Origin of the sequence: Allosphingosinicella sp. (genome assembly GCF_036403745.1) — a bacterium.
Lineage (GTDB): Bacteria > Pseudomonadota > Alphaproteobacteria > Sphingomonadales > Sphingomonadaceae > Allosphingosinicella.
This window is the reverse complement of the sequence record NZ_DASWQI010000088.1, coordinates 1-13,191: the sequence shown is the minus strand read 5'-3', so window position 1 is coordinate 13,191 and position 13,191 is coordinate 1. Positions and strand designations below refer to the sequence as shown.

13 protein-coding genes are annotated in these 13,191 nt (G+C 66.6%); 7 read left to right on the top strand and 6 right to left on the bottom strand.

Annotated features, from left to right (window positions below):
• Positions 1-69 precede the first annotated feature (69 nt).
• Entirely contained in the window at positions 70-513 is a 444-nt protein-coding gene (locus VGC56_RS16955) for a hypothetical protein (RefSeq protein WP_464126775.1), read from the top strand.
• On the opposite strand, the gene VGC56_RS16950 is transcribed toward VGC56_RS16955, so the two are convergent.
• The 3 genes from VGC56_RS16950 to VGC56_RS16940 all read right to left on the bottom strand — a co-directional run bounded on the left by VGC56_RS16950 (position 440) and on the right by VGC56_RS16940 (position 4,180).
• The gene (locus VGC56_RS16950; protein ID WP_464126853.1) at positions 440-637 is read right to left on the bottom strand and encodes a helix-turn-helix domain-containing protein; all 198 of its coding nucleotides are present in this window, start codon (positions 635-637) and stop codon (positions 440-442) included. The two genes, VGC56_RS16955 and VGC56_RS16950, sit on opposite strands and share 74 nt — an antisense overlap.
• 185 nt (positions 638-822) lie before the next feature.
• The gene (locus VGC56_RS16945; protein ID WP_464126773.1) at positions 823-1,149 is read right to left on the bottom strand and encodes a hypothetical protein; all 327 of its coding nucleotides are present in this window, start codon (positions 1,147-1,149) and stop codon (positions 823-825) included.
• Positions 1,150-1,192: 43 nt separating this feature from the next.
• Positions 1,193-4,180 (bottom strand): N-6 DNA methylase, encoded by a 2,988-nt coding sequence (locus tag VGC56_RS16940; RefSeq protein WP_464126771.1) that lies wholly within the window; start codon positions 4,178-4,180, stop codon positions 1,193-1,195.
• Between the two features lie 303 nt (positions 4,181-4,483).
• Between VGC56_RS16940 and VGC56_RS16935 the strand changes: the two genes are divergently transcribed.
• The 5 genes from VGC56_RS16935 to VGC56_RS16915 all read left to right on the top strand — a co-directional run bounded on the left by VGC56_RS16935 (position 4,484) and on the right by VGC56_RS16915 (position 8,476).
• Positions 4,484-5,362, top strand: a complete 879-nt coding sequence (locus VGC56_RS16935) for a restriction endonuclease (RefSeq protein ID WP_464126769.1) — start codon at positions 4,484-4,486, stop codon at positions 5,360-5,362.
• A 608-nt stretch (positions 5,363-5,970) separates the two neighbouring features.
• Positions 5,971-6,402: a 50S ribosomal protein L11 gene (gene rplK / locus VGC56_RS16930; protein WP_464126767.1), complete on the top strand. Its 432-nt coding sequence runs from the start codon at positions 5,971-5,973 to the stop codon at positions 6,400-6,402.
• A 4-nt stretch (positions 6,403-6,406) separates the two neighbouring features.
• Positions 6,407-7,105 carry a 50S ribosomal protein L1 gene (rplA, locus tag VGC56_RS16925; RefSeq protein WP_464126765.1) on the top strand — a complete coding sequence of 233 codons (699 nt, stop codon included), beginning with the start codon at positions 6,407-6,409 and terminating at the stop codon, positions 7,103-7,105.
• An 87-nt stretch (positions 7,106-7,192) separates the two neighbouring features.
• On the top strand, positions 7,193-8,119 hold the full coding sequence (locus VGC56_RS16920) for a hypothetical protein (RefSeq protein WP_464126763.1): 927 nt from the start codon (positions 7,193-7,195) through the stop codon (positions 8,117-8,119).
• A gap of 138 nt (positions 8,120-8,257) precedes the next feature.
• Positions 8,258-8,476 carry a hypothetical protein gene (locus tag VGC56_RS16915; RefSeq protein WP_464126761.1) on the top strand — a complete coding sequence of 73 codons (219 nt, stop codon included), beginning with the start codon at positions 8,258-8,260 and terminating at the stop codon, positions 8,474-8,476.
• Positions 8,477-8,542: 66 nt separating this feature from the next.
• Here the strand turns inward: VGC56_RS16915 and VGC56_RS16910 are convergent, their stop codons facing one another.
• The 3 genes from VGC56_RS16910 to VGC56_RS16900 are packed head-to-tail and all read right to left on the bottom strand — an operon-like array spanning position 8,543 to position 12,337.
• Positions 8,543-8,938 (bottom strand): YdbL family probable chaperone protein, encoded by a 396-nt coding sequence (locus tag VGC56_RS16910; protein WP_464126759.1) that lies wholly within the window; start codon positions 8,936-8,938, stop codon positions 8,543-8,545.
• A 1-nt stretch (position 8,939) separates the two neighbouring features.
• On the bottom strand, positions 8,940-9,116 hold the full coding sequence (locus VGC56_RS16905; RefSeq protein ID WP_464126851.1) for a YnbE family lipoprotein: 177 nt from the start codon (positions 9,114-9,116) through the stop codon (positions 8,940-8,942).
• A 47-nt stretch (positions 9,117-9,163) separates the two neighbouring features.
• Entirely contained in the window at positions 9,164-12,337 is a 3,174-nt protein-coding gene (locus VGC56_RS16900; RefSeq protein ID WP_464126758.1) for an intermembrane phospholipid transport protein YdbH family protein, read from the bottom strand.
• A gap of 103 nt (positions 12,338-12,440) precedes the next feature.
• Here VGC56_RS16900 and radC point away from each other — a divergent pair, with 103 nt between their 5' ends.
• Entirely contained in the window at positions 12,441-13,124 is a 684-nt protein-coding gene (gene radC, locus VGC56_RS16895; protein WP_464126756.1) for a RadC family protein, read from the top strand.
• Positions 13,125-13,191: the final 67 nt, after the last annotated feature.

Genomic DNA, 13,191 nt, shown 5'->3' with positions numbered 1-13,191 from the left:
CCTAGGACACTTGCGCTTTCCGCACACTATAGTCATCATACCACGCGGGAACCGAGGAGCCCCGCCGCCATGCCCCCCACACTCACGCCCGACTCGGCACCCGCCCCCACGACCGCCCAAGCCAACGCCCTCGCGCTCCAGGCGGCGCGCGCGCTTCTGGCCGAGGAGCGCGACCGCGCCGCCCGAGCCCTTCCCTCGCTCGACCCCGACTGGCGCTTCCTCCTCGCGCTCTACGAAGCGGAGCTAGACGGCCGCGCCCTCAATCCGGCCCAAGCCGCCGAAGCCGCCGCCATCCCGCCCGAAGCCGTCGAGCCCGCCGCCGACCATTTCCAATCCCAGGATTTCCTCGTCCGCGCGCCCAACGGCGCCCTCCGCCTCACCGAGGAGGCCTGCGAACACATGGCCGTCTGGGTCGCCGCGCTGAACCCGATCCCGGGCTTCAATCCCTATCGAGCAGCCGCCGGGGCTCCACCCCCAGAGCCCCCGCCAGAGCCTCCAGGGTCGCGATGGTGATGTTGCGCTCGCCGCGCTCGATCATCCCCACATAGGTGCGATGATAGCCGCATTGCTCGGCGAGCTTCTCCTGCGACAGACCCTTGCGCGCCTTGCGGTGCCGCCGGACATTGTCCGCGATCACCTGATGCAACCCCCCAAGTTTGCGCGCCTTCCCCATCCGCCTGTTGGACGGGAATGCAGACTATGCGTCTACCGACTGTGGGTGGCGGGATCCGTGCGACCCGCTTTCGTGATGCCTCGCCACCGACCTTCTTGCTTTCGATAACGCTCTATTCCGATCGATGAGGGCGGCGGCGCACACTGCAGCTAGGCAGCGAGTCCCCACATGTCACGCCAGTTGGCCGCAACTTGCTCCACCGGCGCCTGTAGCCGGTCCAGCTCCGCCTTGAAGTCTAGCAGGAGCTGCTTGCCCTCCCGCTCTTCCAGCCATTCGGCCATGTAGGGAAACATTGCGGTGTGCGAACGGATCACCCGCGGCGTCCACGGCATCGTCTCAGCCGCGCGCGCCTCGCCTATGATTTCGAGCATGCGGGCGCGGATCGTCTCCGGCGTATGCTGCACCGGAGCGGTGAGCCGCATCGGCTCGCGGAACAGGTCCCCGCTCTGCGGGACGTGGCCGAACAGATCATCCATACAGCCTTGAATCACAGGCGCGCCAGCCAATCAACCGCAGCCTTCAACCATCCAGAAGCTTCTCCACAAGTTTCTCAATTTCATCCCCAACCCCCTCCTCGGCGAGCGCGTCGCGCACCCGCTTGCGAGCCCGCTGGAACCTCTCGCCCTCGACGAGCTCGACCAAACCCGCGACCGCTTCGGCATGGGCGCCAGCCTCGGCGAGTTCCCGGTGGAGCGGGTCGTCAGCGTCGAACAGTGGGATCGGCAGGTTGAACATGACTTTGTCGAAGTCTCGAGCGCCCCATTGGCCTCTGGACTGATAGCGCTCCGCACGAGACCTCGCACATTCGCTGTTCAGGATCGAGGTCAGGAACCCTGCCTCTTCTTCGCCAGCTGGAACCGTCCAGTAGAGCTTGTGATCAATAACCGTACGTTCCTCCCGAACGATGCAGGAGGCCGGAAGGCTGCCCGCCTTCGAGTAGACCACGCGCAGCTTCTGAACAGGAAATTGAGCCGTGAGCTTGCCATTGTAATCCTGCTGCTCACTCCAACTGAGCTTCGTTGCCTCTGCCTTGTTTTCCTCCCACGTTGCTTCGGCAGAGCGTAGCCACGCGGCTAGATTGTCGTACCCGCGTTGAGGATTCGCCGCAGCCTCAGAATCGAGGACGGTTGAACCCTCGACGGGGATCACGCCTTCGAAAACCCGAAAGATGCGGTGCGGAAGGATACTTTCACCGAGCATCACGGGCCTCAAGAAGTCCGCCTCCACCGCGTGCTCGATGGCGGCCTGGCTCTTCCAAGGCTCTTTCTCAGCCGCGATTCGACGGCTCACTACGAGCGGGGCAGCTGGATCAGGCCCGAGTCGGCCCAATTCCTTCCGCTCAACCAGCACCAATAGCCGTGGGTAGAGGGTCGCACCGTTTCTGAAGCGCTCCCGGTATGGAGAACCCCCTCCAGCTTCCGCTATGGTGGGGGCTTCGGCATGATCGTCGACCTGAAGCCGCGCGTCGGCGATTGCTTCCGACGAATCGCGCATCGGCAATGATCCCGCGAAGGCTCGCACCTTCCTCGGCATCGAACGGGCGATGGCGCGCTTTCGTCCAAAGACAACGCAGGAGGGCACCGGGAAGAGCGGAACGACTTTATCGTCCATCGTCCAAGCTTCGTCCCAAGCGATGTTATACGATCCAAACTGCCCAGCCCGGAATTTTGCGAACTGACCGCGAGTTAACGCTGCGAGCGGAAGCACAAAGGCAATCCGGCCAGCGGGGCGTAAATAAAGGTGTGATGCCCGCACCGTGAAGAGAGCAGCAAGATCGTTTTGAGTAGCAAATTTGCCGCCGACATAGACCTTTTCGCCCTTCGCCAGCTCCTTGAAGCGCTTCTGAAGGTCAGCACTCATGTGGCGGTAGGCGACCCAAGGTGGATTGCCGACGACGACGTTCGCCCAACCGCCGCCGCTCGCCAGCGCCAGCGGCCGCGACAGGTTGCGTGCGACATAGGACCAAATCGTGTCCCGTCCCTCGATACGGAGCTTATGAAACGTTTTGTAGGTCACGCCGAGGTCGCCAATCGCAGTGCGCTCCTCGTCTGTCAGGTCGCGTTTGTAGTGCTGCTCGGTGCGACGTCCGATGTCCGCCTCCACCTGCTCGCGGCTGCGGTGACCTTCCGAGCCGCGCCGCATCGCTTCCACCGCTTTGTCGAATAGAGCCGGATCCCGGCAGAAGGTTTCCGGAAAGCTCAATTTCTCCCGCGTTCCGCCGCCCGCAGGCGGCGGCGGCACCTGGATGACGAGCTCGCGTCCCGCGAGGTCCTTGCTAATCGACAATTGCATCGCATCGCCAAGCCAGACCGGCACCGACAACGCGCCCGAACGGCCGGATAGCGCCGGTGCCAGCCCAAGCAAATATGTGACACGCGCGATGATCACCGCAACCGGGTGTATGTCGACGCCGACTACCTGCGCGCATGCCTCCACGGCGCGGTCTGCCTTCGGCATCCCTGCCTCCTCCGCCTCCCCGAGGAAGCGTCGGATCGAGTGAAACAGGAAGGTGCCCGATCCGCAGGCAGGATCGAGCACGCGCTGTTCGAGCGGCCGCTCAACAGCATTTCGAACGATTTTCACCGCCAGCCAGTCGGGCGTATAATATTCGCCCAGGCCGTGGCGCTCGTCGCGGTCGATCAGGCTTTCGTACAGGATCTTGAGAACATCGCTCTCGACCTCGCGCAAGCGGAACCGCCGGACATGCGCCATGACCCGGCGGACCAGCGCCGCGCCGTCCGGATCAGCTATGACCCAATCAAAAAAATCGCTCTCGACGGCCCCGTGGATGCCAGCTGCGGTAAAGGCATCGCCAGAAAGCATTCGCGCCGGATCATCCTCTGCGAGGTCCATGACGGCGAGCGCGATGCACTTGGCGACGATCACGAGATAGGTGTGCTGAAACCAGAGGCTGTCCCCCTGGACCTCGCGGCCGTACACCAACTTCAGCAGATTCGCCCATAGCTCGCGCTTCAGTGCCTGCGCCGGATCGTCCCTGAGCCTGTTCCAAGCCGCGCGCAGCTCGCGGTCGACACGCTGGAACGCGACGCTCTCCTGACCAAGCTCAGCGCGGATGGTCAGAGGGTCGGGCGGCAGACTGCCCTTGAGCGCTATCACTCCGTCGAGCCACGCGAGGAACGCCTCGGGCTTCTCAGGATCGAGCGTCGTCTCCGTCAGCTTAACCAGCGCGCCGTCGCGAAGCTCTAGCGCGATCCAGCGCAGCCCGTCCGAAGCTATGCCAACGAATGGCTCGCCATATTCACGCTCGCGGTCCGCCAAATAGTCGGGCATCCGCCGCTCGACGTCCGGCCATTCCGCCGCCACATCGCGCTTCGCTTCGAAGACGGTCCGCCCAACCAGCGCATCGATCCGTCCCGCGATGACGGGTGCCCGCACCTCAAAATCAAGCGCGCTACGCTCCATTCCGAATTCGCGGACAAGCAGTTCCTTGAAACTGGCCTTGACGTTGTCGTGATTGGCCGGACGCCTCGCCAGATCGCGAAGCAAGTTTTCGGTTTCCGTTGAAAGGGGCATACCAGCACAAGAGCTTCTGCGGCTTCAATTGTCTACCCCGTCCGGCGCTGTATGGGGCACGCAGCGATGCCTGTCCGGCCATCATGTGCCCTGAGGAATTCGCGTGAGCGGCAGCTTCGGCAGAGAAGCAGCGCATTCGAGCGCCCCGCGCCTTCGGATATGCGCGTGCGAGTGGGCTCGCCGTCGATCAGGGCGATCAGCAAAACGTTCAGCATGAATTGCCACCGAACGTGCTACCCCTAAGTAATTGAGCAGCTCAATAGGCGGACGAGAAGAATGACCAACTCCCTCCCCAAGTACGACGACTTCATGCAGCCGACGCTGCGCGCTATTCGGGACCTCGGAGGCTCAGCTTCCATCGAGGAAATCCAGGACAAGCTGACCGAGACCATGGGGCTCAGCCAGGCGCAGCTTGATCTCGCCTATGCGAAAAGCGGAGCGCTCGTCGCGCCGGATCGCATGTCGTGGGCCCGCAGTCACTTGAAGATCGCCGGCCTCCTCGCGAGCGGGGGCAAGGGCATTTGGCTGCTGACCGACCTTGGTCGAGACGCCGCCGACCTCACGCCAGCACAGGTCAAGGCGCAAGTGAAGAAGCTTAGCGCCGACCATCACGCCAAGGTTCTTGCGAGACGCAATCAGGCCCGTTCAGCCGGAGACAGCGACGACGCCAGCGACGCAGTTGAGGACGAAGCGGATTGGAATGAAAAGCTTCTCGAGAAGCTAAAGGCCATTTCGCCGGCGGCTTTCGAACGTTTGGCCCAGCGCCTTTTGCGCGAAAGCGGCTTCGTGCGCGTGGAGGTCACTGGTAAGTCGGGTGACGGCGGGATCGACGGAACCGGCGTGCTCCGTCTGAACCTGCTGTCCTTCCAGGTGCTGTTCCAGTGTAAGCGCTACCAAGGGTCATGCGGCCCGGGCGTAGTGCGCGACTTCCGTGGCGCGATGCAGGGACGCGCAGACAAGGGGCTAATTATCACTACTGGCACCTTCACGGCCGAGGCGCGAAAGGAGGCGACCCGCGACGGCGCCCCCGCAATAGACCTGATCGACGGAGAGGGCCTCTGCCTGCTCCTGAAGGACCGCGGCCTCGGCGTGATCGTGCGCCCTGTCATCAGCGAAGAGATCCAAATCGACGAAGGGTTTTTCGAGGGGATCTAATCCCCCAAGTTCAGACACCCTCCGGTGCCGCGCCGCAGATACGGCCTTCAGCTAAGGCAGCTGCGGGCCATAGCTGATGCAGCTCTGCAGGCTGACGTTTGCACCCACAACGCTTTGAGCTAAAGGCCACCCCATCCAAAGCAACAGCAATGGAAAGTGCGGGAGGCAGGGCTCGGCTCCGCCGTCTGGACCGCTAAACTTGCAACCGGCCGCGGGCTTGCCCGCTGCCGCCCCCCCCCAGAGCCTTGCCTCCGCCTGGTTATCCGCGCCTCGTTCTCCGCGCCTGGTTCTCCGCGCCTGCTTCTCCGCGCCTGCAAGCCCTGCGCCACACGCACCCCAGCGGAGCCGCTCTTGATGTCGCCGCCGCTCGGGTCGGTTGATGTCTCTTCGTGGTCACTTTCAAGGACCGGAAGTCCGCTCCGGGTGTCGGGCAGGCGAGTTGCGCTCGCGCGCCGCTTGCGCTAGGGGGCGGCCCTTCCAAAGCAGCAGCAATGGAAATTGCGCGGGAGGCCTCCTGCGCCCCTTGCGGGGCATGGCGGCCGCTTGGACCGCTAAACTTGACCCTCGGCCGAAAGTACCGCTTTCGGCCGAAACATAGAGTGAGACACATGGCGAAGAAGATAACGGGCTATATCAAGCTCCAGGTGCCTGCGGGCGCCGCCAATCCGTCGCCGCCGATCGGCCCGGCTCTGGGCCAGCGCGGCGTCAACATCATGGAATTCTGCAAGGCGTTCAACGCCTCGACGACGGAGATGGAAAAGGGGATGCCGATCCCCACCGTCATCACCGTCTATGCGGACCGCAGCTTTTCGTTCGAGACCAAGACGCCGCCGGCGTCGTTCCTGATCAAGAAGGCGGCGGGGCTGAAGGCGGGCTCGAAGGAGCCGGGCAAGATTTCGGCGGGCCGCATCAAGCGCTCGGCGCTGCGCGACATCGCCGAGACGAAGATGAAGGATCTGAACGCCAACGATCTCGACGCGGCGACGAAGATCATCGAAGGCTCCGCCCGCGCGATGGGCCTCCAAGTGGTGGAGGGCTGATCCGATGGCCAAGCTCAGCAAGAAGCAGAAGGCGATTGTGGCGAACATCGACCGCGAGAAGCTCTATCCCGTCGCCGAGGCGATCGAGGCCCTCAAGGCCAACGCCACCGCCAAGTTCGACGAGACGATCGAAGTGGCGCTCAACCTCGGCGTCGATCCCCGCCACGCCGATCAAATGGTCCGCGGCGTAGTGACCCTCCCAGCCGGCACCGGCAAAGACGTCCGCGTCGCGGTGTTCGCGCGGGGGGCCAAGGCCGAGGAAGCGACGGCGGCGGGCGCCGACGTGGTCGGGGCCGAGGATCTGATGGAGACCATCCAGGGCGGCACGATCGACTTCGACCGCGTCATCGCGACGCCCGACATGATGGGCATCGTCGGGCGGCTGGGCAAGGTGCTGGGCCCCAAGGGCCTGATGCCGAACCCGAAGCTCGGCACCGTCACCCCGAACGTCACCGAAGCCGTCAAGGCGGCCAAGGGCGGCCAGGTGGAGTTCCGCGTCGAAAAGGCGGGCATCATCCATTCCGGCATCGGCAAGGCGAGCTTCTCCAACGAGGATCTGCGCCGCAATTTCGACGCCTTCGTCGACGCCATCGTCCGTGCGAAGCCCGCGGGCGCCAAGGGCAAGTACGTCCAGAAGATCGCCCTCTCCTCGACCATGGGGCCCGGCCTCAAGGTCGACGCGGCGGAAGTCGCGGGCGCCTAAGCGGCCCGACGACGATGTTACGGGAAGGGCCGGAGCGGCGACGCTCCGGCCCTTTCTCTTTGGGCGGTGCCGGGCTAGGATGCGGCCATGGGCCGCATCCTGCTCACCGCCGCTATTGCGCTCGCCGCAACCACACAAGCAGGGGCCGTGAATTGCGCTCTCAAGCCGGGCGTGACCGCGGAGGCGGCGGCTGCCGGCTTGTGCGGCTACGACGTCGCGGCGCGCGTCTTTCGCGGCGCCCCGGCGGACCAGGCGGCCTGCCTCACCCGATGGGTCGCGAAAGGCGGCGTCATCGGCCGGCCGACGATCACGCACTTCCTGCAGCAACACGCCGGAACACCTGCCACGCTGCCGCCCGGGCGGCTGGCCGCCTATGTCTCGACGCTCGGCATCGATCCGGCGCGCGAGCTGGGCGGCGACGTGGGCGTGCCCGTGACGGCGGACTATTTCATCATCCACGACACCAGCGAGCCCAATTGTTCCCACGCCCGCTGGAGCGCCACCCTCTGCCCCGAGCCCGACAAGCTGCCGAAGGCGCGCGACACGGCTGCCTGGGCGGCGGAGCTCGGCTATCTCGGGCACCCGAAGCCTGCACCCGACCGGCTCGCCCATGCCTGGACCAACCGCGTGGGCGGCTCGATCACCGAAGTGACGTTCGATCAGCCGCTGCGGTCCACCAAGTTCGAAAGCTGCCTCGACACGCCTGCCAAGGCTGGGCTGTTTCTCGCCGTCGAGAACACGCAGCCGCGCGTCCCCGATCCCAAGGGGCCTCCGGGAAACGACTTCCTGGCCCCCCGGCCGGGTTTCACGGCCGCCCAATATGACCGCCTCGCCCTTCTCTACGTGATGGGGAGCGTGCGCCGCGGGCGCTGGCTCATCCCGGCCTTTCACGCCGTGCTCGACGCGCGTTTCCTCGAAGGCCACGATGATCCGCAGCATTTCGACATGCGCGCCTTTTCACGGGCGGTGGAGCGTCACCTCGCTCGCCTCACCGCCGCCCGGACCGCCGGGTAGAGGCACAGCACGGCGTCACGCTGCGGGGGGGGGGGGGCATGCACGCTCCACCGACTTTCGCCCACCCTCATCGGACCCATTTCCCCGCCGCCACGTTCACAGCGCCACAGGGGAAATCGAGAAGCTGGAGTAAAGCGTATGAAGATCACCACCCTTGCCGCCGCGGCGGCCGCGATTCTGTTCACCGGCGCCGCGCCCGCAGCCGCGGACGCCCAGCCGATGCGCGAACGCACCGTCGTGCGCACCACCGTCGTCCAGCGCGGCCATCATGCCGGCATGCGCAACCATCAGCGCCGCAAGGTCTGCCGCGTGACGGTCCGCCGCCACACGCGCCACCGCGTCTGCACGTGGCGCTGATATGAAAAAGCCCCTCCCGCCACACGGCGCGGAGGGGCTCTTCGCCTCCGACGCTGGAGCCGTCGCTCAGCCGCAATAATGCGGCAGCGGTACCGGCGCGCTGTCGCGCTTGCGCCAGATGCCGTCGGTGAGGCGATAGAACTGCCCTGGCGCCACCCTGTCCCGGAAAATCTCGCAGGCGACCGTCGCGGCCGCCTCCTCGATCTTGACGCCGCGCTTGGCGGCGAGGTCGGTGTAATGGGCGCGGCGGCGGATGTTCACCGCCTCGACCTTCGCGCGGGTGTCCGACGCGGGGCTGCCGACCACACCCATATAGCCGTCCGCCTGCTCGCCGGCGACTCCCGAGGCGCGTAGCTCCGCCGCCTCGCCCGGCTGGAGCATCGCCGAGGCGGCGGTGGCGCCCGCCAGCGCAATTGCGAGGCCGAGGCCAGCCGCGAAGATCAGCTTGGTCGAGCGCTTCATGTCAGAACACTCCCGGGTCCTTCTTGAGCAAGTCCTTCGCGTCCTGCTGGAGTCGGACCACGACCTCCTGCCGGATATTGATGTTGAGGTTGATCTCGATCGGCTTGTCGGGCGCACTGACCTGCACGCACGCTGCCGGGCCGAGAAGAACCGGCGCGAGAAGCCATCCCCACTTCATCGCGCCGAGCGTCGCATCGGGCCGCTCTTCCGTCAATACACGCTCTCTCATCGCACAGGTTCGCTTTCCTTGGGCTGAACGTTCGTAGTGGTGGGCTGGTCCTGAAGGCGCTGCGGCAGCACCGACTGGATGAGGTTGGTCGGGTCCTCGAGCGAGCGGGCGGTGCCGATCACCGCCCGGAAGGGCCCGCGGATGGTGATGTTGAACTTGAACGGGATCTTGGCGAGCTGCCCCAGCGCGCGATTGGCCAGCATGCCGCGCAGACCCCCACCCGGCACCGTCGCCACCGAAGGATCCCGCGCGATGCCGTCGAGATGGATTCCGGCAAGGAACTCGCCGTCCAGAGAGCCGCCGAGATCGACGATGAGCCGGCTGTAGGTCAGCGCCTTCAGCGCATCGAAGGCGAGCTTGCCATAGACGCCGAGCTGCTTGTCGGTCAGCTCGCCGACATAGGACAGGGTGCCGCCCGGCGCGCGCGCCTCGAGGTGGCCGCCGACGATATGGCCGCCGCGCTCGTCGAAGATCATCGGCACGACGCCGTCGAACGTGCCGGTCGCGGCGATGTTCGAGAATTCCATCTGCTGGATGAAGCGCGCGCCGTCCATCCCGGCGACCCGGAAGGTCAGGTGCTTCGCGGAAGGCTGGGAAAAATCGAGGATCGTGTCGTCGAGACTCAGTTCGCCGCCCGCGAACGGCCACCGCGCCGCTTCGACCCTTACCCGCAATCCGGGAAGGATCTGATAGCGGATGCGGCCGTCGAACACGTCGATGCCAGTGCGCACCGCGGCGACCGTCCCTTCCTGCCCCGGCGCACTGACGAGGCCGAGCAGGTCCGTGAACTGGATCGTCGTCGTGAGCTTCTCGACCGGCCCGAACGAGGCGGCGAGGTTAGTGTTGGTGGTGGAGAAGGTGCCGGTGCTGGTGGTGCCGCCGGGGCCCCAGCCGATCTCGCCGCGGCCTGTCAGGGTGCCGTCGACCAAAGCCACGACGCCCACCGTCAGGCGTGTCAGCTGCTCGGGCTGGAATTTGGGATCGAAGCGGATGCCGGGAACGTCGATCGCCGCGTGGCCGGCGCCGGAGCCGAGCTGGTGCGCAATGGCGACATTGGCGACGAAGGTGCGGGTCTTGGGCTCGACGAGCCTCCCCGCCGCCCGGATATCGTCGCCCGCCAGGGTGAAGTGAAAGTCCGGGCTCGTCAGCGGGTAGAAGCGCGACGGCGTCTTTTCGTCCGCCACAGTGATACGGCCCGTCATGGCGAGTGCGCCGTGCGAGAGCCGCCACGGCCCCTCGCCGCCGCTGAGCAGGAGCGGCACGTTGGCGAGCTTGCCGGCGAGGCCTGCATAAGCCCCGGCCGCCCCTCCCGGCTCGAAGCGGCCCGAAAAGGCAGCGATCCGCAGGTCGCTCGGATTCTCCGCCCGGCCGAACCGTATCGCCACGTCGCTGGCGGCGAAGGTGGGACCGGAAAGGCCGACACGCAGCCGGCTGGCGGCGATCGAGACGGGCGTGCGCCCCAGCACTCCATGCAGGCGCGGCGCGGCGATCGAGGCGGCGCCCTCGACACGTCCCCCAGCCCGCTTTGAAACCAAGGCAGGCCCAATGGGGCAGAGCGGCAGCCGCGCCGCGTCCAACCGGAGGGTCCCGATCTGGAGCGCGCGGAAGCTGACCGGCGTGCAGCGCTCGCCGAACGACAGCGCGCCGCCCGGGCGGATGCGCCCACGGATCGGCAGGACGAGCCCGGCGACCCGGCCATTGTCGATCGGCCCGTCGATGGTGGCGACGGTGTCGACACTGGTGCTCCCGTCGGCGGCGGCGGAGAACTGGATGGCGGTCAGCGACAGCCGTGCCGTGCCGGCGGCATAAGGCTGGATCTGCGCGAGGCCGGTGACGGGAGCGCTGGGTCTCGCCTGACGCAAGGTCACCAGAGTCGTCGGCAGCCCGCCGCCGGAGAGGGATGCCTGGCCATCGAAGCGCATCGCGGCGCCGGGCCAGCCGTAGGAGAAGCCGTCGCCATCGAAGGCGAGGCGGGCGCCGCTCGCCGACGTCGCGCGAAGGCCGGAGACGCGCAACACGCCGCGTTTGCCGTCGATTGCCAACCGCACGGCGCCCTTTGCGTCGAGGCTCCTCGTCGCCCGCGTCAGCGCCTCGGCCCATGCCGTCCCGATCGGCGCGATGGGCGTTTCTCGTGTCGAGGCGAGCGCGGAGGCGAATCCCGATGCGATCCCGGACGGCGGCGCAAACTGCCGCACGTCTGCATCGCCCGCGAAAGTGAAGCGGCCCCCGCGCGGCTCGGCATCGTAGCTCCCGGCAACCCGCGCCGGCCCTGCTCCGACGCCGTCACCGGCATAGCGCGCGACAGCAAGGTTGGCGCGCCCCTGCGTGTGCCGCACGTCTCCAGTGAAGGAGACGCGGCCGACGGGCGCCGTCAGGCGGCGCGCACCGATGCGCGCATCGCCGCCGCGCACCCCGCTCGCCCCGCGCCAGCCGTCGAGAGCAGGCGTGAGCGTTGCGTCGAGGTCCAGCTGTGCGTTCCGGACCGCGCCAGCGGCGCCGCAGTCGAGGCTGTCGAACCACAACGGTCCGGCGAAATGGGGCCGCAGCACCTCCGTGCTCACCGCCCAATGTGCCACCGGCCGCACGGCGCGGCAATTGCCGACGGTCAGCGCGCGAGACGCGATGCTGGCACGCCCTTCGAAGCCGCTGGCGAGGTTGCCGCGCCCCTCGATGGCGATCCCCGCATCGCCATAAGGCGTGCGCAGCCGCAGGACCGCATCGGCGATGTCGACGCGCTGGTCGGGCAGGCGGAACGGGCCGCCCTTGGCCTTGAGGGGGAACAGCCGGTCGACCTCCCCGAAATGGAGCGCTCCGCCGGTCAGCTCCCCCCGCAGCCGGACGCCGCGCCCGACGATCAGCACCACCCGCGGCTTGCGGAAGCCCCAGCTGAGCTGGATCTCCACCGTTCGGGCGGTGAGGTCCGGATCCATCGGATCCCCGAGCACCAGGTCGTCGATCCGTTCCCAGCCGAAGCCGACATGCTTGACCCGGTAGGTGGCGTGCACCCCGCGCCGCTCCAGTTCGCGGTCGATATAATCGGAGGCGATCTGCTTGCGCATCAGCCACAGGATGAGCAGCGCGAGGCACAGCAAGGCGATGAGGGCGAGCGCGATGCGGCGCCACCGCAGCCGCCGCCATACCGACACTCTCGCTTCCCGCACCTCGTCCACTACGCTCCTCAACCCTCCGTTCCGGCAATCCGTTCCGCCAGCGCAACCGTCCGCTTCGGTGTCCAATTTGCTTTGAAGCCGCGCCTCAGCTTAACCTCAGCTTATGGCGGACGACTACCCCGACGCTAGCGGCCACCGCGCCCGGCTTCGCAAGCGCCTGTTCGAAGGCGGGGGCGACGCTTTGCTCGACCATGAGCTGGTCGAATATCTCCTCGCCCTCGCCATTCCGCGGCGGGACACCAAGCCGCTCGCGCGCAAGCTCATCCAGGATTTCGGTGGGCTCGGACCGCTGCTCTCGGCCGACGGCGAGACCATCGTCCGCGTCGGCGGCGTGACGGAGAATGTCGCGGCCGCCCTCAAGATCGCCCAGGCTTCGGCGTTGCGGCTGCTGGAATCGAGGTTCACGGGTAACCCCGTGCTCGGCAGCTGGCAGGCTGTGATCGATTATCTGCGGGCCGACATGGCCTACCTTTCGGTGGAGCGGGTGCGGGTCCTCTACCTCAATGCCCGCAACATGCTGATCCGCAACGAGCCTTTGTCGGAAGGCTCGGTCGACGAAGCAGCGGTCTACGTCCGCGAGGTGATCCGCCGCGCGCTCGACCACGGTGCCACGGCGATGATCCTCGTCCACAACCATCCGAGCGGCGACCCGCAGCCGAGCCAGGCCGACATCCGCCTCACCCGCGAGATCATCGAAGCCGCCCGCCCGCTGGGAATTCAGGTGCACGACCATGTCATCGTCGGCGCCGGCAAGCATTACAGCATGCGCGAGAAGGGGCTGATTTGAACGACGCGGACCGAGCGGAATTGAGTCATGTGTCCCCCGAATTGCCATATGTCACCGGAATTGCTGC

Bases quoted from the DNA above. Each gene is read 5' to 3' on its own strand.
- VGC56_RS16920 (WP_464126763.1), top strand. From the start codon at position 7,193: ATGGGCCGCATCCTGCTCACCGCCGCTATTGCGCTCGCCGCAACCACA.
- VGC56_RS16955 (WP_464126775.1), top strand. From the start codon at position 70: ATGCCCCCCACACTCACGCCCGACTCGGCACCCGCCCCCACGACCGCC.
- VGC56_RS16905 (WP_464126851.1), bottom strand. From the start codon at position 9,116: ATGAAGTGGGGATGGCTTCTCGCGCCGGTTCTTCTCGGCCCGGCAGCG.
- radC (WP_464126756.1), top strand. From the start codon at position 12,441: ATGGCGGACGACTACCCCGACGCTAGCGGCCACCGCGCCCGGCTTCGC.
- VGC56_RS16910 (WP_464126759.1), bottom strand. From the start codon at position 8,938: ATGAAGCGCTCGACCAAGCTGATCTTCGCGGCTGGCCTCGGCCTCGCA.
- rplK (WP_464126767.1), top strand. From the start codon at position 5,971: ATGGCGAAGAAGATAACGGGCTATATCAAGCTCCAGGTGCCTGCGGGC.
- rplA (WP_464126765.1), top strand. From the start codon at position 6,407: ATGGCCAAGCTCAGCAAGAAGCAGAAGGCGATTGTGGCGAACATCGAC.
- VGC56_RS16945 (WP_464126773.1), bottom strand. From the start codon at position 1,149: ATGGATGATCTGTTCGGCCACGTCCCGCAGAGCGGGGACCTGTTCCGC.
- VGC56_RS16915 (WP_464126761.1), top strand. From the start codon at position 8,258: ATGAAGATCACCACCCTTGCCGCCGCGGCGGCCGCGATTCTGTTCACC.
- VGC56_RS16935 (WP_464126769.1), top strand. From the start codon at position 4,484: ATGACCAACTCCCTCCCCAAGTACGACGACTTCATGCAGCCGACGCTG.